The following is a 19,650-nucleotide window of genomic DNA, read 5'->3' as shown; positions in this document are numbered from 1 at the left end:
TAACTTAATACTATATATTATGAGCATTTTCAAAGACAAAACAATAATCGTTACCGGAGCCGCTATGGGTCTCGGACTAGCAGCAAGTAAAGCCGTAGCACTAAAAGGAGCCAATCTTTCCCTTGTAGATTACAACCCTGAAGCTCTGGAAAAAGCAAAAGAAGAAATCCTATCCATTGCACCAGCAGCAAAAATCATCACTATAACTGCTGATGTTTCGAATGAGCAAGCAGTCAAAAACTATGTCGACAAAACAGTCGAAGAATTTGGACGTATAGATGGTCTTTATAACAATGCTGGTATCGAAGGAAAACAGGCGTCAATAGTGGACTACGATATCAATATCTTCAAAGTAATTGATATCAATTTAATGGGGGTATATTACGGTCTTAAATATGTGATTCCTGTAATGCAAAAACAAGGAGGAGGAAAAATTGTAAACGTTGCCTCTGTAGGCGGAATCAGAGGTGTCGTTAATCAGATGCCTTATGTTGCCAGTAAACATGCTGTATCAGGAATGACCAAAAATGCAGCTATAGAATACGGTAAAGACGGAATTTATACCAACGCAATCGCACCAGGAGCAATACTGACTCCGATGGTAGCAGAAGCCTTTAAACAGGTGAATCCTGCCGATCCAAAAGCTGCTGAAACGACCTATGCACAAAGAAATCCAACAAGACAATTAGGAAAACCAGAACACGTTGGTAACCTTGTGGCCTTTCTGCTTAGTGATGAATGTCAGTACGTAAATGGGCAGACTATTGCAATTGATGGAGGAGAATCAAACCTGTATGGTAATTCATAAATCAACAAACTCAAATTAAAAAACGGATTATAGCATGTCTATAATCCGTTTTTTTAGTACTGTAAATTAACAATAAATGTCTATAAAAAAGTAAAGCCTGTCAAAAACAGGCTTTACAAATTACTAACTAACCAACCTTAATTATCAACTATTTTGGTTAAAATTGTATCACTTTTATTAGTCTTAATTCAAATTACAGAAGAAGGAAACTTTCTCCAATCTGAATCTCGATTCCAAACAAATTGCTTATTTTATAATACAAGAAAAAATATAAATATGTCTAAATCTGCAAATGATTAAAACTCAATCAAATTAATACTTTACAAAAGTAAAGCATCAAATAATCTGGCGCAATAGTTAAAAATAACCATTTGGAGTTACCTCTGTTTTTACGACAAAAGCTAAGGCGGTTTACATTAAAATTATAATAAGTTGTTTTTCTTTATAAAAAAGCAACATAAAAAACAATTCTTTCCTGTTGCGTTTGAATTCGTATATTCGGCCTTTATTTTGAAAAAAGAGAATGATTGCAAAATTGAATGAAAAAAAATCCTATCCATGGATTGTTGTTGGCTTGTTATGGTTTGTTGCTTTATTGAATTATTTAGACCGACAAATGCTCTCCACTATGAAGTCGGCAATGATGAATGACATACCTGAATTGGCTAAAGCTGAAAATTTCGGTCTTTTAATGGCTATTTTCCTTTGGATATATGCGTTTATGAGCCCTGTTTCTGGAATTATAGCGGATCGGTTTAACCGAAAAAGAATAATTATAGGAAGTCTTTTTATCTGGTCAGGAGTGACAATGGCGATGGGTTATGCCACAACCTTTAATCAGATTTATATTTTGCGTGGCATTATGGGTTTTAGTGAAGCTTTTTATATTCCGGCTGCATTATCCTTAATTGCAGATTACCATCAGGAAAAAACACGCTCTTTTGCAATTGCGATTCATACTACCGGAATTTATTTAGGACAGGCACTTGGTGGTTTTGGAGCCACTATTTCTAAACATTTTTCTTGGCATTTCAGCTTTCACTCTGTAGGTTTACTTGGAGTGGCTTACAGTTTAGTACTTCTTTTTCTTTTGCAGGAAAAGAAAGTCTACTTTTTTGATCCTTCAAAAAAGTCATCTGTCAATTATGAATTCAAACAAATGTTTAAAGGATTGGGAATATTATTCGGCAATATTTCCTTTTGGGTTTTACTCTTTTATTTCGCCGCACCAAGTTTACCGGGCTGGGCGGCCAAAAACTGGTTACCCACCTTATTTACCGAAACTTTACATTTAGACATGTCTCTTGCGGGACCAATGGCAACGGTAACCATTTCGATGTCATCTTTTTTTGGCGTTTTAATTGGAGGCGCCATTTCAGACAGATGGGTAATGAAACATCTTAAAGGACGAATTTACACCAGCGCTATCGGATTATTTCTTACCATTCCAGCATTGTTTTTATTTGGCTATTGCTGCAGTGTAGAGGCTATTATTTTTGGCGCAATCCTTTTTGGACTTGGATTTGGAATATACGACACGAACAATATGCCGATTCTTTGCCAGTTTGTTGCGCCTCGCTACAGAGCTACCGGATATGGAATTATGAATTTTGTAGGCATTTCGGCTGGAGCTGTTATCACCGAGTTTTTAGGAAAAGCAGCTGATAATGGAGGAATGAGAAACGTTTTTGTACTACTGTTGTTTGTGGTAGTTACTGCCATCGTTTTACAATTGGTAAGCCTGCATCCAAAAACAATAGATATGACTGAGGATGACGAGATTACAGGAAGTAAAGAGATAAAATGTAACTAAACTAGATATGAAATGCCGCCATACGAAAGAATTCGTGTGGCGACGGGGATTATAAATCTTAACTGAGTAGATGTTTTTTTACTATTATAAATTATACTTTGGCTCTATTGTTTTTAGTTTTTCTTTCAGTTTTTCGAAATATGGAACCCATAATTCGGGATTATTATCTGCATCATTATAAATTTCACTTGCCTTTTCTAATTTTCTTTCAAAATCGTTATCATTACACAATTTTGAAATAATCAATCCTCTAAAAATATATGCCCCTCCTCCTCCTAATATTTCATACCAATATTTTCCATCTTTTTCCAACTTGTCCATTTCTTTTAAAACATTAGGCAAATAACTATAATGTTCTTCAAATTGTCTTCCTTCATTTTTCATGTACTTAATGACACTTTGCGCAAACTGCAAGCCATGTTCTTCTGTTTCTACAGGATTCTTTTTTGTATTATATGCCAATACAGACTTCCTGTCACTTATTGTTGGAAAAAAACTTTCTCCTTTTAAATAAGAACTCCAATTCATACCTGGAGGCTCAAGTGCTAGTATTTCTTGCTCAACAATAGGAAAGTGAATATTTATTCGTGAAAATTCCATCCAACCACTTGTATTCAAGTTTACATAGATATTCAATAAAAAATCATTTTTCCATTTTCTGAAAGAATGATGAACATCAATGGACTCTCCATCTTCATAATCGTTATCTAATAAAAAGGAACGGACTACATTAAGTATTATTTGGTCTTTATTTTCTGCCATGCTTTCTATTTTTTCATACTTGCAATAATTCTTATTTTAATTACTCCTTTGCAAATCGAATAATTAAATGAGAAACTTCGTGAACAGAGCGTGCAGGTCTATTTTCATCTGGTACCACTAAGCGGAAAGGTCCTACTCCATCAGCTAATGGTTTTCCTTCTTTTTTATCAGCTAGAATAATCACCCTATTTGTAAACACTGGATCCAATTCTGCCAGAGAAAAAAGAACTTCGTAACCATCACTTGCTCGCACCATCATATATTTGGTCAAATTTTCTCCTTTGAGTTCTTTTCCTAAAGTTACTCCGGCAAGTTTTAATAATTCAATAACAGGAACACCAGAATATTGTTGAATTTTTCCGTCGCGATCTTTCATACTGGCATCTACATGAGGTATTTTTGCAAAATCTGAAAGACTGATTGAAAGTGTTTTTAAAACCTCTCCTTCCACTTTAATTACAGCTTCTTTAGAAGAATTTTGTGCCCATAAAGTATTCGAAATACCCACACAAAATAATGCAGTAAAAAAAATAATAGATAAAAAGTACTTTTTCATTTTTGTTGTTTTTAATCGTTATTTACTTCTGTTCAAATGCGGATCAGAGAATTTTGGATCGTTGATAAAAGTAGAATCAGTCAGCATTTTCAGAAAACTGATAATATTTGATTTTTCATTTACTGTCAAACCTAAATCTTTTCCATTTAAATTATTCGAACGATCTTTCAAAGATATGCTTAAAGATTTGCTTGGACTGATATGTTCGTTATAATGATCTAAAACTTCTTCCAGATTTTTGAATCTTCCATCGTGCATATAAGGCGCAGTAAGTGCTATATTACGAAGTGTTGCAACCCTAAATCTTCCTCTGTCATTTGGCATTCCTGTCAATTCTTCACGGCCAATATCTTTTGGTTCTGAATCAAGTCCATTGTTATGAAACAATTCCATATACATTTTTGGTGTTCCGTGACATTGAGCGCAATTAGCTCCGCGAATGTTCTTTTCTGGCTGAGGCGAATTCATAAACAATTCCATACCATTCAATTCTTGTTCAGTAGGCTTGTATTCTCCTTTAAGATATTGATCGTAATTGGAATTGGCAGAGATTAAAGTACGCTCAAATTGTGCAATTGCTTTGGTGATTTTTTCCGAGTTTATTTCAGAAGTTCCAAATGCTTCTTTAAAAAGTGGTGGATATTCTTTGGTTTTTCGAAGTTCTAAAACTGCTTTTTCTAAATAAGCTCCCATTTCATGCGGATCGTTGAGTGGAAATTTTGCCTGCTCTTCTAAACCTTTAGCTCTACCGTCCCAGAAAAAATTACGTACCCAAAGAAGATTCGCTAATGACATCGAACTTCTTTTCGTTGGTACATTATTTATTCCGTCACTAAAAGCTTTTCCATCTGTAAAAGCCAGTTTTTGCTGGTGACAACTCGCACAGGAAATGGTTTGGTTTGAAGACAATTTGGTTTCATAAAACAACATTCTTCCCAGAAAAACACCTTGTTTTGTGGTCGGATTATCTTCTGGAATACTAATCCTGTTACCAAAATAATCGGGATATTCCAGTTTGTAAGGATCAACATATACAGGATTTATGTCAGTGGCCGCTATGAAAATTCTTGCGACCACTAACACAAATAATAGTGTAAAGATTTTATAATGTGCTTTTGTATACATTTATCCTTTTATTAGAAACATTCTTAAATCTCTTATTTGAATTTTCTATTAATTAAAAAAACGAAGTGTCACAAAGAAATTTCGTCCTTCTTCTGGAAATCCTTCTACAAGACTGTAATTTCTATCGAATATATTGCTTATTCCGGCATCAAGGCTAAAATTTTTCAATATTTTTCCTGATGCGTAAAAATTTAATAATGTATAATCGGGAACTCTTGTACCGTAACTTGTACTGAATCGAGACGAATTAAATTCGGCATTTGCTATTAATCTTAAAACTTTAATTGGCTCAAACTCCAACGTTCCCATAACTTTTGTATTCGGAACATCAGTAAAATAAATAGTTGGACTCGTAATATTTTTTCTTTCCAAATATGTATAATTAGCATTAAAAGATAAGTTTTTTAGAATCGAATAATTTAATTGCGCTTCAATTCCTCTATATTCTGCTTCGCCAAAATTCTGCATTTGCGATCTTCCTGGCTGTACGTTGCTTACGCTCAAAATAGCATCTGTTAATGAGCTATAAAATAATGCCGTTTGAAAGGTTATTTTATTGAATAGTGAAGCTGTATAATTGACTTCATAATTTAATGCTGTTTCTGGTTTTAAAGTTGGATTCGGAATTGCAGTTCCCATTCGATAGGAATAACGGTCCTTAATTGTTGCAAATCGTGTTTTTTGAGAAACTGTTGCTCCTAATTTCTGAGCTTCGTTTAATTGATAAAAAAGTCCGATTTGTAAATTGTAGGCATCACTTGCGTCTGCAGCAGGATAATCTGACACTACTTTTGTCGTACTATTATAATCCTGAGCCTGAATATTCTTCCTAATATTATAACTCGCCCCAGGAATAACTGTAAATTGATCTGAAACTTTATATACATCTTCAATTCCGAATAAGATGGTATTGTCAATAAAATGACGTACAGGTTCTCCTAAATTATGCTCGCGGTGAACGTCTTCTTTAAAATGAACTGCCACTTTAAAATCATTTTTGGGTATAAGTTTCGTGTTGTATTCTACATTTCCACCATACGTATAATCGTCGTAAAGACTCTGAAACGCATAACCTTTGGTCATTGTCGAATAGGTTTTGTCATCATAACTATTTAGAGTATTCTTGAACTTATCGTAATATATTCTTGTTTTTAAACTGTTCTGATCATCAAGATTGGAGTTTGAAATAAAATAATAACTTTCTTTATTCCAAACTGGCCATTGCCAAAAACGGGGATTATTTAAAAGTGAATTTTTGGTGTCGCTTCCAGCATAAACAGGATTTCCTTTTTCACCTTGTTGATTGATGTATCCTAAAGCATATTCGCTTTTTTTATTTGGAGTCCAACCTACTTTGAAACTTACTTTCTGATCTTTTCGATACGAATTATCGCGTTGTCCTCCATCTTCATTTTTCATCGGAACAAAATCAGAAGACATTCTGGTCGAATTTCGGTCTAAATAGGAATAACCGCCCTGAACATAAAATTTGCCTAAATTAGATCCGATATTAATGTTTCCGCGATAACCGTTTTCGTTGATAGCCCCCAAAGCACCGTCATATTCCAGTTTTTTGAAAGGTTTTCTAGAAATCAAATTAATCGCTCCACCTAATGAATTCGGTCCATAAAGAACAGAAGAAAATCCTTTTGAAACATCAACAGCAGCCAAATCGAAAGTCGTAAATCTGGCCAAATCAACATAACCATCATAAGGCACATAAACGGGAATTCCGTCCATATAAACAGGAACCTGTCTCAAATCAAAACCTCTTACCGAAACCATCGATTCATTTCTTGGACCGGAAGCCGTCAACGTAATACCTGGAAGCAGATTTAAAGCTCTTGAAACTTCCATTTTATTCTGAGATTCCATCTTTTCTGATGTTACACGGTTTAAAGTGTCCTTGTTTTGATTATGAGTAATAATAACTTCTCCAAGAATAAAGACATTGGATGTTTTTAAAGAATCAATTTCTGTTGTTTTATTTTGCTGCGAAAATCCAATCATTGGAAAGAGTAGCAATACTGCAAATTTTAATTTCATAGTTTACGATGTTTTCAGTATGTTTTTAAATGAATACTGATGGTTAAAAAAAATGTATTGGGTTAGTTAATCTTTTTAATCAATTATCTCACAAAAACTATCATTAAACGCTCCATTAGAATCTTACCTCTGCTTATTTAATATTACCTAAAAGTTTTTCTTACTTACGTTAAACATCAAAAATACTTAGTTTTAGTTTTTTAAAAATAAGTATTTATACTTAACAAATAAAAATAATGGCATAAGTTTTTTTTAACTTTATTTCAAAACCTGAATAACCGGATTAAATGCTTTTGAGGCAACAAGTACTTTTTGACCAATTTTATACTCTTTTGCCTCTTCTTCTGTGGCAATCACTTTTACAATAGCATTTCCTGATGAAACCTGAACTATGTATATAATATCACTTTTAGCAATACTGATAATCTCTCCAGTCAACTGAAATTTACTGCTTATTTTTTGTTCTGAGAACACCCTTTCAGGAGTTCCTTCTTTTATAATTTTACCTTTATCAACGACAATAACCTTATCCGAAAGTTTGAAAATTTCCGAAATAGAATGGCTAATCATCAAAGTGGTCAATTTGTATTTTTGATGGATTTTTAGAATATAATCCTGAAGTTTAAATCTCATGTTATCATCCAAGGCAGATAATGGCTCATCTAACAAAAGTATTTCAGGTTTACGAACAATTGCCCTTGCTAAAGCTACACGCTGTTTTTGTCCTCCTGATAGATTTTGAGGCTTACTATTTTGAAGTGACTGCAATTCCATTAAATCGATCAACTCGGAAACAATTTCTTTCGAATCATTTTTAGATAACGCAAATTCCAGATTTTCTTTTACTGTTAAATTCGGAAACAAAGCAAAGTCTTGAAAAACAAAACCAATGGATCGTTTCTGAACAGGAAGATGAAACTTTTTATCAGCATCATCCCAAACAGATTCATTTACCTTTATGTTTACTTTTTCGGCATCAGTCAGACCAGATAAAATACGAAGTAAAGTGGTTTTACCAGCACCCGAATTTCCATAAATAGCAACGAACTGTCCTTTCTGGATTGTTAAAGAAATATCCAAAGGTAGTTCGCCATCAGCTGTTTGAAGGATTTTATAGGCATCAATCTGTATCATTAATAAAGAGTCGTTTTTCGGGATTTATTATTAATTAAATGAACCGCTAAAAGAATTGAAAAAGAAAACACAAACAATATTCCTGCATAAATATTGGCGTTTTGATAATTCATAGATTCCACTTCTTGATAAATAGCAATCGAAACTACTTTTGTTTCTTCGGGAATACTTCCTCCAACCATTAAAACAACACCAAATTCTCCTAAAGTATGGGCAAATGTCATAATAATACCTGTAAACAATGAAGCACGAATATTAGGAAGTAAAATTTTGGTAATGGTTGTAAATCTTGATTTTCCTAAAGTAAAAGAAGCTTCCTGTAATGCTGGAGAGAGATTTTTTAGTCCCGATAAAATCGGGTTTACCATAAAAGGCAAACTATATAAAACCGAAGCCAGAATTAATCCTTCAAAAGTAAAAACCAGTCGTACATCAAAATAATCAGCCAAAAATTTTCCGAAAGCATTTTCTGGACTAAAAGCAATCAAAAGATAAAAACCCAAAACAGATGGCGGTAAAACTAAAGGCAAACTTATAAGAGCTTCCACAACGGCTTTCAACCGAAATCGGCTATAACACAACCAATATGATAAGGGAATCGAAACCACAAAAAGAATCAGTGTGGTAATCAAAGCCAATTTTGCTGTAAGCCATAAAGGTTCTAGATTAATCATTGGCAGCTAAACTTACTTCATTTGTTTTTATCAAGGCCATTACACTGTCGTTTTCTTTCAAATTCAATTGCTCACAAGCATTACTTGTAATAATGGATTTTATCTTTTCTCCATCTGCCACTAAATTTATCTGACTTAAAATCACTCCTTTCTTTATCGATTCAATCTGACAAGGAATTTGATTTTGAACACTAATTAGCGGACTTATATCTTTAGAAATAATGACTTCTGTTTCTTTAAAAATAATTTTAACCCTTTTATTTTCTTCTAAATAAAGTGCCGTTGCTGGTGTATCTAAAACAATAGAAGAGAAAATAAAACTATTGGCTTTTACTTTCACTAAAGAAATTCCTTCATGCGATTGAATTTCGGTTATTATTCCTTTTAGTACATTCATTTCGTTTTAGTATCGTAACCGTAATATTTTAGAATCTCAATTGCCTTTTTTGATGATATAAAATTATAAAATTTTAAAGCATTTGCATTTCCTTGGCCATGTTTCAACACTACACATCCTTGTTCTAATGAAGAGTGACTTTTCTCTGGAATAATATAATACTTACCTCCTTCTTTCTTCATATTGGGAGTCAATACAAGAGATAAAGCTGTGATTCCGATATCGGCATTTCCGGTTGTTATAAATTGGGTAGCTTGTGTGATATTGTCTCCAAAAACCAGTTTGCTTTTTACTTTATCATATATTTTGTAGAATTTTAAGCTTTCTACCGCTTTTTCTCCGTATGGTGCAGTTGTAGGATTTCCGATGGCTATTTTACGAATTTCAGCTCCGAGAAGACTATTCATTTTTGTTTTATTGGGATCTGTTTTTTTACTCCAGATCACCAATTTCCCAACAGCATACATCTTTATTTTAGAAGCAGTCATTTTATTACTTTCCAACTTATTGGGATAATCCATATCGGCTGAAAAAAACAAATCAAACGGAGCGCCATTGGAAATCTGTTCATAAAATTTACCAGAAGCGCCATAAGTAATCTGTGGACTTATACCAGGATTTTGAGTTTTAAAAACCGTATTGATAGAATCTAAAGCTACTTTTAAGTTAGCAGCCGCTACGATTGTAAATTTTTGCTGTGCCTTTGCTGTTCCAAAAAACAATAATAAAAGCACTGTAAAATGAGTTAAAGTTCTTTTTCCGATATTCATATTCAGGTGATTTATTACTTAGTCCAAAACAGATCAGCAATAATTATAATGGTAAAAATAAGTATTATAAAGCAGAGTATAAAAATCTAAACAGATCAATTTAGAAAATACTTATTTGAACACGACTGAATAAATGTTTCTACTTCCTGAATTGAAAACCTTATTAAATCAAAATAATTTCTGCCAAGTGAAAAGCTCACTTGACAAAAATTATCAAAAACATAAACACAACAAATTTTACTCTTTATTTTTTCTCTGTATTGTATAAATACTCAAAGAAGAAAGTAGACAGATTAAAGCAATTATTATAAACAAGAATTTTGTTTCTCCTGTTTTTTCAATAATAAATCCTAAAAGTGGTTCGCCTAAAGCGGCAAATAAATAACCGCACATATTCATAATTCCTATTGAAGTTCCTGTTCTCTCTGTTCCCATAATTTCTGGACATAATGCCCAAAAGTTTGATTGTGGTCCGTAAACAAAAAAGCCGCAGGTTATTAAAAGCAGACTTACAACAACTAAACTTGCGTTATGAGTAAAAAACAATAAAAAAGAAAGACATGAACAAATCAACATTCCGAAGAAAATAGAACGGTAATTACTTTTGAAATAATAAGTGGAAAGTTGTCCGAAGGAGAAAGCGCCTAAAGCCATTCCTAACGGAAGCAGAAAGGTTACCCAGATCAAAGAAGGATCACTCTGCCAATCGTTTCCTAAAAAGTGAACTGGAATCCAGAATATCAATCCATAGCGCGCCATACTTTCTAAACCAAAAGACAAGCAGACAATTCGAAATTTTTTATTTCCTAAAACATCTTTGTAGCTTTTTTTGATGGCGTCGAAGTCGAATCCTGTTGCTTTTTTTTCAATTGCAACTGGCGATGGTTTTATAAAAATTAGAAAAACGGTTGCCGAAACCAAAAGCAATAAAACTGGAATCCGAAACAGCATTCGCCATTCTAAATGCAATGAAGTAATGTAAATCGAAATGGCAAAAGTAACTGCTGAAGAAAATCCTGCAGCCATTGTGTACATTCCGAATGCTTTGTTTCTTTCTTCGCTAGAAAACCAATTGGCGATAATTCTTCCGCCTGGCGCCCAAGCCATTGATTGAAAATAGCCATTCAAAAACCATAAAATCAAAATGATGTATGGCGAATGTGTAAAACTGATTCCTAAATTACATGCAATGGAAAGGTAAGCGCCAAGCGGCACCATATATTTTGGACTGAAACGATCTGCCAAATTTCCATTAATAAACTGACCGATTGAGTAACCAATCAGCATGGCAAAACTGATCCAACCAATGAAAGTGTACGAGATTCCTAAATCTTCCCGCATTGCTTTTGTTGCCCAACCAAAGTTATGTCGACCTGTGTAGAAAAACAGGTAACAGAACATGGTTAGGAAAAGCATTTGATATTTTTTTGAGATTGTTCTCATTTTTAAATATTGATTAAAACCCTGAAAGGTTTATGTTGTACAGCATATTCAAATGCTTCTTTGGTTTCCTTAAGTTCAAATTCTTTTTCTATAAAAGTTTGAAAAGGATAAGCTGAAAAATGATCTTCAAAAAAGGAAACAGCATTTACAAAATCTTCAAAATTGTAATTGTGCATTCCTTTGATGCTCAATAATTTTCTAATCATCATTTCTGGATTTACCGCAATATCTTCTGTTGGCGTTACCGCTCCAATCCAAATATGCTGTGCTCCTATTGCGCTGTATTGTAATCCTGTTTTTATTGCATAAACAGAACCACTCATATCGATTATCACATCAAAACCTTTTTTGTAAAATTGAGATGTAATGGCTTCTAATTCTTCAATTGGCGATAAAGCGTTATAAAGGTATTTGGCACCAAAAGATTTACTCTTTTCGAGCCTATCCATATCAATATCCAAAACCGTAATAGAAGCTGCCTTTTTTTGATCTGCAATTGATGAAGCAATTAATCCAAGAACTCCTGCACCCAGAATCAGTACATTTTTATTTTCAATTTTATCGATTAAGCGAAAAGCTGCCATTGCCGTAGCTCCAGCACAATTGATTATTGGGGCGAATTTTTCGTTTATAGAAGATGGCACTTTTAAAATTCCTGTTCCTTTTTTAAGTATACAATGTGTTCCTAATCCGCCGTTGAATTTTTCTTCTTCAGTAAATTTTACATGTCCGTATTTAAATAAACTTGCAGATTTTTGAGGCATTTTATCTTTTACAAATTCATCTTCATTTGGAGCTGCAAAAATCGTCCAAGTAACGATATCGCCAAGTTTTAAAATGTTTCCATTCAAATCATAAAAAGGTTCGTTGGAAGCCATTTCTATAATTTCGCCCACAATTTCGTGGCCTAAAACAATTGGTGATGGCTCTTTTCTTCTTCCTGTAAAAGTGTGTAAATCGCTTCCGCATAAGGTTGCGTATTTGTTTTTTACTAATATTTCACTGCTTTTAAGTTCAGGAAGTGCTGTAAATTCTGGAAGAATGCTTCGCTCTCTGTCGTCAAAGAGCATTACGCATGAATTACACATTTTTTGTTAAGTTGTTTAAATTATCAATTTTAAATTGAGGTCCATTTTTTTCACCACTGTTGGGCAGTAAAATATCTTGATTGAATTTGTAGTCTATATTGATTTCTTTCTGAGCCACTTTCAAAATAAAATAACCATGAGCTGCAATATTATTGTACACCATATGCGGATTCAGTTTATAAAGCATTTCACTCTTTTTGATTATTTTTTCTTCAGAAAGACGATCGTCATTTTTCGAAGTAATAGACGGCGTTAGAAATTCCCATGCTGCAAAATTTTCTTTTGAAATCTGGTTTTTAGCATACAATTCCAAAACATGACTTTGATGATGATCTCCTGTCAAAATAATCGGTGGATTTTTTAAACTTTGAAAAACTTCGATAAGTCGATTTCTTTGATAAGGATAACCTGTCCACCAATCTTCTTCTTTTACAGACTCTTCTTTTTTGCTTTTGTATCCCGTAAACATAACAGGATTTACCAAAAAGTTCCAACGAGCATTGCTATTTTTTAATTCGTCAGATAAAAACTTGAACTGTTTATACGAAATCATTTTTCGATCTGGACTTTGTTTTCCGAGATCATTGCTTAATAACTGTTTGTCTCTTCCATCCAGTCTTTCTTCCATAAAAACGAAATTAGCATCGTTTCCTATTTTAATCGAACGAATCATTTCTGAAGCTGATTTAGCTCTTACAGGCATCCATTCAAAATAAGCTTGCATAGCGGCTGCGCTTCTATCTGTCCAGTTCCCTTCTTCGCTTTGATGGTTTTTAGCACCATCTTTATAAGCATTGTTAGCCAATTCGTGATCATCCCAAATACAGATAAAAGGTTTGTGCTGATGCGCTTTTTGAAGCTCTTTATCTTTACGATAAAGAGCATATCTTTTTCTGTAATCTGACAACGAAACCAATTCGTGCAGCGGATCATTTATTCTATGGCTTTGTTCCAAAAATACTTTATTGCAATATTGTCCTGTTCCATATTCATAAATGTAATCACCTAAGTGAAAAACATAATCGATTTCTGGATTGTCTGCAATATGACGGAAAGAGGTAAAATAACCATCTTCGTAATTGTTACAGCTGATTACTGCAATTTGCAAAGGCTTTTTTGCCGAATCTGGAAGCGTTTTACAGATTCCAATATCTGAAACAGCCTTGTCATAAATAAACCTGTAATAGTAAACCTGATTCTTTTTAAGATTGGTCACATCTACTTTCACCGTATAATCTCTTGCTTGCGAAGTGGTAACAAAACCTTTTTTAACTTCTGAATTGAAATTTTTATCGGTTGAAATTTGCCATTCTACTTTGCATTCTCCAATAGAATTGGTGTTAATATGTGTCCAAATAATTACCGCATTTTCGGTTGGATCTCCCGAAGCTATTCCATGAATGAAATATTTGTTTTCATTTGAATTTAGCAGCGATAAAAATGATGAAGGGAACAGTATCGGCATCATCCCCAGCATTGATTGTTTTACAAAACGTCTTCTGTTCATCTTAAATATAAAATTGGCAATATTACTGCTTGAATGTTATCTGTATGTTGGCTTACTATTATTAAAATCGGTAACTCGCTCCTACTCGACCTCTAATTCCGTAATATTCAACTTGTTCAGGTCTTGAAACGACACCGTGATAATAGCGTAATTCCTGATTGTTCAAATTATTCAAATCAATGAAAAAAGTGATTTTATTAGATGTCGTATATGAAAGGTTCATATCCAAATGAAAGTCTTTATCCTGATATCTATCAGCTCCTGGATTATCACGAATTTCTACTAAAAATGCCTCACGATAATTGGCTGCCAATCTTGCTGCAAAACCTTTGTATTCGTAGATAAGCGATGCATTGAAGATATTTGGAGATTGGTTCATCAATCCGATTTTCTCATCTCCTCTTTCTTCTAATGTCGTTTGAGATTTAGTAAAAGTGTAATTTCCTTTCAAACTGAAAAATCGTAAAAATCCAGGCAATTCAGAGAACTTTTTATTGAAACCTACTTCAAATCCGTATAAAAAGGCACTATCAGAGTTCAATGGTTTTGAGACTTTATACAAGAAAGTCTCGCCTCCAACAGTTCTAACTTCATCATGCGACTGTGTATAAATAAGATCCGACAAATCTTTATAAAAGGCACTTCCCGTTAAGTAATCCGTTTTGTTTAAATAAAACGTTCCAATTACATCATAGTTCCAAGAGAAAGTCGGTTTTAAATCCACATTTCCTTCTACAACTGTATGATTGTCTGGATTTACTCTCGTGCTCGGACTCAATTCGTTAAATGCTGGACGTGCAAAAGTTCTGGTTACTGCCGCTCTTAAATCTAGTTTTTTAGACGGTTTGTAAATTAAATGTGCCATTGGTAAAAAAGCTCCGTAGTTTTTTGTTCCATAAACTGGCGTAACCACTTTTGTAATGTCATTGAACTCGTAACTTTTGGCATCTACCGCTGTGTTTTCGTAACGAACACCTCCTACCAAACGGAAATCTTCATTGATATCCCATTCTCCAGAAGCATAACCTGCCCAAACTTTCTCTGTTGCATCATAATTTCCTGTTGCATAACTGGAGTTTGTTGCATCCTGATAATTGTATTTCAAGTTTTTGGCAATCGCAGGATTTCCCATTGGATCAATAAAAGAACGTTCTGTTGGATAATTGAATTTCAGATTATCATACGTATTATTCAATTCAGGAAACCAATTGTTGGATGGAAATGCTTCTCTTTCCCACTGATTCAAATAAGCTTTTGGTGCTTTTGTATCATAAATCCAAGTAATGTATCGGTAATCGTAAGTACTACTTTTATCTCTAAATTTCCCTCCAAATTTGATTTTCAAATCTTTATTAGCGTTGTAATTAAAATCTATAGCAGCTACTTTATCCTTTTCTTCGACATTACGAATCGAAGTTACATATCTGTCCAAATAATATTTTTCTGGATCATAAGGTTTATTAAAATGAGGCTGAATATTATCGGAAGGATCACCTACATAACCTGCTGGTCCGTCACCTTGAAGAAACTTATAATCTTTGCCATCCACTTTTACCAGATTGTCGTATTTGACAGTCTGAATCCAGTTTCCGTAGTAATAACCACGATCGTTTTTAGTTGCAGATGAAGGTCCATTGTAACCTGCCCACGAATTATACGCAGCTACTTTTGCATTCATTTTTAACTTGTCGGTTAATTTGCTTTCGTAACCAAATTCACCTCCATAATTTTTGAATAAATAGTCAACAGTACTCCATCTTAGAACTGCATTATTTGTCGTTTTATTAAAATAATGCATTGTTTTTCTATTTTCTTCTTCGTCTAAAAACTGACTGTAATAACCTCTTGCATAGATTTTATTTCTTTTATTGAAACGAAAATCAGTTGCCGCATTGAAACCTTTATTGGTTCTAACTCCTTGATAATTTCTCACGTCAAGCGTGTTTACGTTGTGCAGTTCATTTCCGTAAACTACTTCATAATCATCAGTTGAATACGTACGACGATTGTAATTGGTCATCACCAAAAAGCCAAACTTTTTATTGAAAAATCGGTTACCGTACAAAACAGTGCTATTGAACCCTACTTTATCGTCGGCACGCAGGTTTACTGGAATACCTCCTGTAATACGAAATGTTTCTTTTTTAGGAGAAAATTTCGGAATATAATTGATCGTTCCTCCAATAGCATCTCCTTCATATTCAGGTGTAATCGCTTTAATTACCTGAATATATTCTAAGAATTCGGTCGGAAGTAAATCCATTGGAACGGTACGATTTCCTAATAAATCCCCCGAAGTTTTGGCAGACGGCATACGATCACCATTAATGGTAGCCGAACTCCATTGCGACGGCGTTCCTCTTACCGTTACATATCTTCCTTCTCCTTGATCTCGGTCAATACTGACACCAGGAATTCTCTGAACCGCTTCTGCAGCACTGATATCGGGCATTTTACCCATTGCATCGGCGCTTACCACATCCATAATAGCATTGGATTGCTGTCGCATTTCAATTGCCTTTTTTTCTCCGCTGGTGTAATATTCTAAAACGACTTCATCTAATTTTTCTTCCTGCCCAATTATTATATTTCCTAAGTCAACATTTTTATTTGAAATCGTTACCGAAATATGCTTTGGAGCATAATGTTCATTCGAAATTTCCAAATGATACACTCCCGGTTCAAGTTTGATAACAAAATTACCATTGCGATCATTGGTTACTGTTTTTGATTTTTCAGCAATCAAAATGGAAGCCGGATATAAAGGTCCGGATTCAGTACTAATTTTACCTTTTATCTCTTGCGCATACGAAGAGCAAAAAATCAATATAAATGCAACATACAGGAATGTTTTCATGATTTATAAAAAATTAAAGATTGTTTTTTAACTCTAAAAGATTATCAATAATATAATTGTGGTAATGATTTTGCAGTTCCTCTCTGCTGTAAGCGCCAGTTGTAACACCAACTACTAATCCGCATTTTGCATTTTCTCCTTGTTGTAAGTCAGACATTGTATCACCTACTTTTCCAACTTTTGAAGCATCCGAAATATTAAAATGTTCCATTGCTTTGAAAATCATATCTGGATAAGGACGTCCGTGTTCTACTTCGTCTGAAGTGATACTGAAATCAAAATCGATTCCTTGTTTCCAGTTTAGTTTTTCGAAAATAGCATCGGCGATTGGTCTTGAAAATCCAGTATCAAAAGCTACTTTGATTCCGTTGCTTCTTAAATACTGAATGGTTTCGTAAGCATTCGGAGTTGACTTTACTTCATTACTTTGTTTGTAGTAAGCAATCATTTTCTCTACAAATGATTGGTGAATTTTATTTATTAAAGAAACATCTCCATTTTGATTGTTTAATAAGATTGAAATCGCAACTGGTTTTTCATATCCCATTACAACATTGATTTCTTCTATCGAAAATTCGTAACCAAATTCTTTTAAAGCAGTCTGCAATGTTAAGCCAACTTTATTTTCGTCTTGGACTGTAGTACCAGCCATGTCAAATACAATTAATTCCATATTTTTTGTTTATTTTTACAGTGCAATATTACTATACCTTTGTTTACTATATGTAAACAAAAGGTAAAATAATGTTTAATTTAAATAAACTTTGTATACATATACTAAACATGGAAGGAGTAGTAATTTTAGAAATTAGCAAACGAATCAAACAATATAGAACCGATAAAGGCTTTACGTTACAGGAACTTGCAGATTTAAGCGGAGTAACAAAAGGAATGATTTCGCAGATTGAAAACGGAAGAAGCATCCCGTCGCTAACGGTTCTTTTAAGTATAGTAACGGCTTTACAAGTTAACCTCAGCGAATTCTTTAAGGATATTTCGCAGGAAGAAGAATTGGTTATTATCAAAAGAAAAGATGATTACGATCAGTTTCAGAAAGAAGGATCAAGCGGTTTCTTGTACGAACGTTTTTTAACACGTACGATTAAAAATTCAACGGTTGATATTGTGTTTTTAACTTTGGAACCAAACAGTTATAGAGATCAGGTTACAACAGATGCTTACGAATATAAATACATTCTTTCTGGAGAAGTAGATTATTTGATTGCCAATGAAACCTACACATTAAAAGAAGGAGATTCTCTTTTCTTTGATGGAAGACTGAAACACGTACCTTTAAACAAAAGTTCTAAGCCGTGTAAAATGCTGATTGTTTATTTCTTTGATAATTAAATCTAAAAAACGGTTTCTTTAACGATCAAATTAAGATACTCTGTTGGTGTTTGTGAGGTAACTTCTTTAAAATATCTATTAAACGAAGATTTAGAATTAAAGCCAGATTCATAGGCTAATTCTAAAATATTAATAGTAAGATTTTGTTCTGATAATTTTTTGAATTTATCTTTTACATATTGAATTCTGTATTCATTTACAAAGGTGTAAAAAGGTTTATCTACAAAATGATTCAACGTTTCGCTAATATGATATTTATTAAGATTGGTCAGTTTTGAAAGCTTATCCAGTGTTAATTCACTGTCTGTAAAATATTGCTCTTTCTCCATTGCTTTTTCGAGCTTGAGCAATATTTTAAACATTTCGCTCTGACTTAATATCTCTCTTCTTTTTTGAGGTTGTTCAGGTTCTTTTTCTTCAATTACAATAGTATCATTGACTAAAAAATCTTTAGGCTCTGAATTTACTTCATGATTATCAACTGCCGAAATCACATTAAAATTTCCCACTGACAAAAACATCTCCTGATTTGAATTTTGTAAAGCAGGATCTATAACTGTACCGTATTTATAAGTAATAATTCTGATTGTAATGACAATAAGAAGTGTATAAATAATGCTTCTACTAAGGTAATTCAAAGAAAAAATAAACGAACTAAAAACTGTAAACAGAACGCCTAAAATTCCGATACATAAAAAGAGAGAAGCCAACTGTACAATCAGCTTTTTTTCCTGACAATTTCTAGGCAGCTTAGTAATGGCCAAATAAATAATTCCGCACGAAAAAATAATATCCAACGGCAGTAAGGTGTAAAGGCTAATCGTATTGTACCAATATAAAACTTCATAGGCCTTTGGAGAAGTCACAAATAAAACACAAACGGTCGAAAAATAGCCAATAGCACCAATAATAAACGGAATAAAAAGATACCATTTAGAAGCACTCACAAACTCTGGTCTAATGGTTTTTAAAGTATATAAATACAGTAAAGGAATATAGCAAAATCCGATAAAAGTATTCATCATATTCAGTACCTGCTGATCTTCCACGAAAGTGAAAATAAAAAATTTGATAGAAAGATGTATTCCTATACAGATTACGAGGGAAATTAATAGATCGTCTGCATTTTTTTTATATCTGCTTCTTAAAAGTAAAACTGCGGCTAAAAGTGCCTGAAATATTCCTATGGCAATTATGTATTTCATCTTAAAATCTTTGTGCTAAAGTATCAAGACCCTGTTAATTTAATGTTTAGGAATTGCGAAAAAATTGATTCATAACAATTTAATAACAAAAGTCAAAACACTAAAAATCAACACA

At 33.4% G+C, this 19,650-nt stretch carries 17 protein-coding genes; 3 read left to right on the top strand and 14 right to left on the bottom strand.

What is annotated here, in order from left to right; translation table 11 throughout:
- Positions 1-19: 19 nt before the first annotated feature.
- Both NQQ59_RS11265 and NQQ59_RS11260 read left to right on the top strand, forming a co-directional pair.
- Positions 20-808, top strand: a complete 789-nt coding sequence (locus NQQ59_RS11265; protein WP_257698232.1) for an SDR family oxidoreductase — start codon at positions 20-22, stop codon at positions 806-808.
- Positions 809-1,331: 523 nt separating this feature from the next.
- A complete protein-coding gene (locus NQQ59_RS11260; protein ID WP_144219233.1) occupies positions 1,332-2,621 on the top strand; it encodes an MFS transporter in 1,290 nt (429 codons plus the stop codon).
- Positions 2,622-2,705: 84 nt separating this feature from the next.
- On the opposite strand, the gene NQQ59_RS11255 is transcribed toward NQQ59_RS11260, so the two are convergent.
- The 13 genes from NQQ59_RS11255 to NQQ59_RS11195 all read right to left on the bottom strand — a co-directional run bounded on the left by NQQ59_RS11255 (position 2,706) and on the right by NQQ59_RS11195 (position 17,653).
- Positions 2,706-3,383, bottom strand: a complete 678-nt coding sequence (locus NQQ59_RS11255; protein WP_144219232.1) for a hypothetical protein — start codon at positions 3,381-3,383, stop codon at positions 2,706-2,708.
- 40 nt (positions 3,384-3,423) lie between these two features.
- Positions 3,424-3,939 (bottom strand): molybdopterin-binding protein, encoded by a 516-nt coding sequence (locus tag NQQ59_RS11250; RefSeq protein WP_144219231.1) that lies wholly within the window; start codon positions 3,937-3,939, stop codon positions 3,424-3,426.
- A gap of 18 nt (positions 3,940-3,957) precedes the next feature.
- Positions 3,958-5,064: a cytochrome-c peroxidase gene (locus NQQ59_RS11245; protein WP_144219230.1), complete on the bottom strand. Its 1,107-nt coding sequence runs from the start codon at positions 5,062-5,064 to the stop codon at positions 3,958-3,960.
- A 48-nt stretch (positions 5,065-5,112) separates the two neighbouring features.
- Positions 5,113-7,110 carry a TonB-dependent receptor plug domain-containing protein gene (locus NQQ59_RS11240; protein WP_144219229.1) on the bottom strand — a complete coding sequence of 666 codons (1,998 nt, stop codon included), beginning with the start codon at positions 7,108-7,110 and terminating at the stop codon, positions 5,113-5,115.
- A 258-nt stretch (positions 7,111-7,368) separates the two neighbouring features.
- The gene (locus NQQ59_RS11235; protein ID WP_144219228.1) at positions 7,369-8,244 is read right to left on the bottom strand and encodes an ABC transporter ATP-binding protein; all 876 of its coding nucleotides are present in this window, start codon (positions 8,242-8,244) and stop codon (positions 7,369-7,371) included.
- Entirely contained in the window at positions 8,244-8,918 is a 675-nt protein-coding gene (gene modB, locus NQQ59_RS11230) for a molybdate ABC transporter permease subunit (RefSeq protein WP_144219227.1), read from the bottom strand. Before modB ends, NQQ59_RS11235 begins: the two co-directional genes overlap by 1 nt.
- Positions 8,911-9,315 (bottom strand): TOBE domain-containing protein, encoded by a 405-nt coding sequence (locus NQQ59_RS11225; RefSeq protein WP_144219226.1) that lies wholly within the window; start codon positions 9,313-9,315, stop codon positions 8,911-8,913. The genes modB and NQQ59_RS11225 overlap by 8 nt, the downstream gene beginning before the upstream one ends.
- On the bottom strand, positions 9,312-10,085 hold the full coding sequence (gene modA, locus NQQ59_RS11220) for a molybdate ABC transporter substrate-binding protein (protein ID WP_144219225.1): 774 nt from the start codon (positions 10,083-10,085) through the stop codon (positions 9,312-9,314). Before modA ends, NQQ59_RS11225 begins: the two co-directional genes overlap by 4 nt.
- 237 nt (positions 10,086-10,322) lie before the next feature.
- Positions 10,323-11,528, bottom strand: a complete 1,206-nt coding sequence (locus NQQ59_RS11215; RefSeq protein ID WP_222104890.1) for an MFS transporter — start codon at positions 11,526-11,528, stop codon at positions 10,323-10,325.
- A 2-nt stretch (positions 11,529-11,530) separates the two neighbouring features.
- Positions 11,531-12,616 (bottom strand): zinc-binding dehydrogenase, encoded by a 1,086-nt coding sequence (locus NQQ59_RS11210; RefSeq protein WP_144219224.1) that lies wholly within the window; start codon positions 12,614-12,616, stop codon positions 11,531-11,533.
- Complete coding sequence (locus NQQ59_RS11205) at positions 12,609-14,123, bottom strand: alkaline phosphatase D family protein (protein WP_144219223.1); 1,515 nt, start codon at positions 14,121-14,123, stop codon at positions 12,609-12,611. The genes NQQ59_RS11210 and NQQ59_RS11205 overlap by 8 nt, the downstream gene beginning before the upstream one ends.
- Before the next feature lie 61 nt (positions 14,124-14,184).
- Positions 14,185-16,980, bottom strand: coding sequence for a TonB-dependent receptor (locus NQQ59_RS11200; RefSeq protein WP_144219222.1), 2,796 nt, complete (start codon positions 16,978-16,980; stop codon positions 14,185-14,187).
- Positions 16,981-16,993: 13 nt separating this feature from the next.
- Positions 16,994-17,653 carry an HAD hydrolase-like protein gene (locus NQQ59_RS11195; protein ID WP_144219221.1) on the bottom strand — a complete coding sequence of 220 codons (660 nt, stop codon included), beginning with the start codon at positions 17,651-17,653 and terminating at the stop codon, positions 16,994-16,996.
- Between the two features lie 110 nt (positions 17,654-17,763).
- On the opposite strand from NQQ59_RS11195, the gene NQQ59_RS11190 reads away from it, so the two are divergent.
- On the top strand, positions 17,764-18,330 hold the full coding sequence (locus NQQ59_RS11190) for a helix-turn-helix domain-containing protein (RefSeq protein ID WP_144219220.1): 567 nt from the start codon (positions 17,764-17,766) through the stop codon (positions 18,328-18,330).
- A gap of 2 nt (positions 18,331-18,332) precedes the next feature.
- Here NQQ59_RS11190 and NQQ59_RS11185 read toward each other — a convergent pair whose 3' ends face one another.
- Positions 18,333-19,535: a helix-turn-helix domain-containing protein gene (locus tag NQQ59_RS11185; protein WP_144219219.1), complete on the bottom strand. Its 1,203-nt coding sequence runs from the start codon at positions 19,533-19,535 to the stop codon at positions 18,333-18,335.
- Positions 19,536-19,650 lie beyond the last annotated feature (115 nt).

It is taken from the genome of Flavobacterium panacis, from assembly GCF_024649945.1.
GTDB lineage: Bacteria > Bacteroidota > Bacteroidia > Flavobacteriales > Flavobacteriaceae > Flavobacterium > Flavobacterium panacis.
This window is presented reverse-complemented; position numbering and strand designations above follow the sequence as displayed.

Coding starts and splice junctions, on each gene's coding strand:
- NQQ59_RS11265 (WP_257698232.1), top strand. CDS start 20: ATGAGCATTTTCAAAGACAAAACAATAATCGTTACCGGAGCCGCTATG.
- NQQ59_RS11260 (WP_144219233.1), top strand. CDS start 1,332: ATGATTGCAAAATTGAATGAAAAAAAATCCTATCCATGGATTGTTGTT.
- NQQ59_RS11255 (WP_144219232.1), bottom strand. CDS start 3,383: ATGGCAGAAAATAAAGACCAAATAATACTTAATGTAGTCCGTTCCTTT.
- NQQ59_RS11250 (WP_144219231.1), bottom strand. CDS start 3,939: ATGAAAAAGTACTTTTTATCTATTATTTTTTTTACTGCATTATTTTGT.
- NQQ59_RS11245 (WP_144219230.1), bottom strand. CDS start 5,064: ATGTATACAAAAGCACATTATAAAATCTTTACACTATTATTTGTGTTA.
- NQQ59_RS11240 (WP_144219229.1), bottom strand. CDS start 7,110: ATGAAATTAAAATTTGCAGTATTGCTACTCTTTCCAATGATTGGATTT.
- NQQ59_RS11235 (WP_144219228.1), bottom strand. CDS start 8,244: ATGATACAGATTGATGCCTATAAAATCCTTCAAACAGCTGATGGCGAA.
- modB (WP_144219227.1), bottom strand. CDS start 8,918: ATGATTAATCTAGAACCTTTATGGCTTACAGCAAAATTGGCTTTGATT.
- NQQ59_RS11225 (WP_144219226.1), bottom strand. CDS start 9,315: ATGAATGTACTAAAAGGAATAATAACCGAAATTCAATCGCATGAAGGA.
- modA (WP_144219225.1), bottom strand. CDS start 10,085: ATGAATATCGGAAAAAGAACTTTAACTCATTTTACAGTGCTTTTATTA.
- NQQ59_RS11215 (WP_222104890.1), bottom strand. CDS start 11,528: ATGAGAACAATCTCAAAAAAATATCAAATGCTTTTCCTAACCATGTTC.
- NQQ59_RS11210 (WP_144219224.1), bottom strand. CDS start 12,616: ATGTGTAATTCATGCGTAATGCTCTTTGACGACAGAGAGCGAAGCATT.
- NQQ59_RS11205 (WP_144219223.1), bottom strand. CDS start 14,123: ATGAACAGAAGACGTTTTGTAAAACAATCAATGCTGGGGATGATGCCG.
- NQQ59_RS11200 (WP_144219222.1), bottom strand. CDS start 16,980: ATGAAAACATTCCTGTATGTTGCATTTATATTGATTTTTTGCTCTTCG.
- NQQ59_RS11195 (WP_144219221.1), bottom strand. CDS start 17,653: ATGGAATTAATTGTATTTGACATGGCTGGTACTACAGTCCAAGACGAA.
- NQQ59_RS11190 (WP_144219220.1), top strand. CDS start 17,764: ATGGAAGGAGTAGTAATTTTAGAAATTAGCAAACGAATCAAACAATAT.
- NQQ59_RS11185 (WP_144219219.1), bottom strand. CDS start 19,535: ATGAAATACATAATTGCCATAGGAATATTTCAGGCACTTTTAGCCGCA.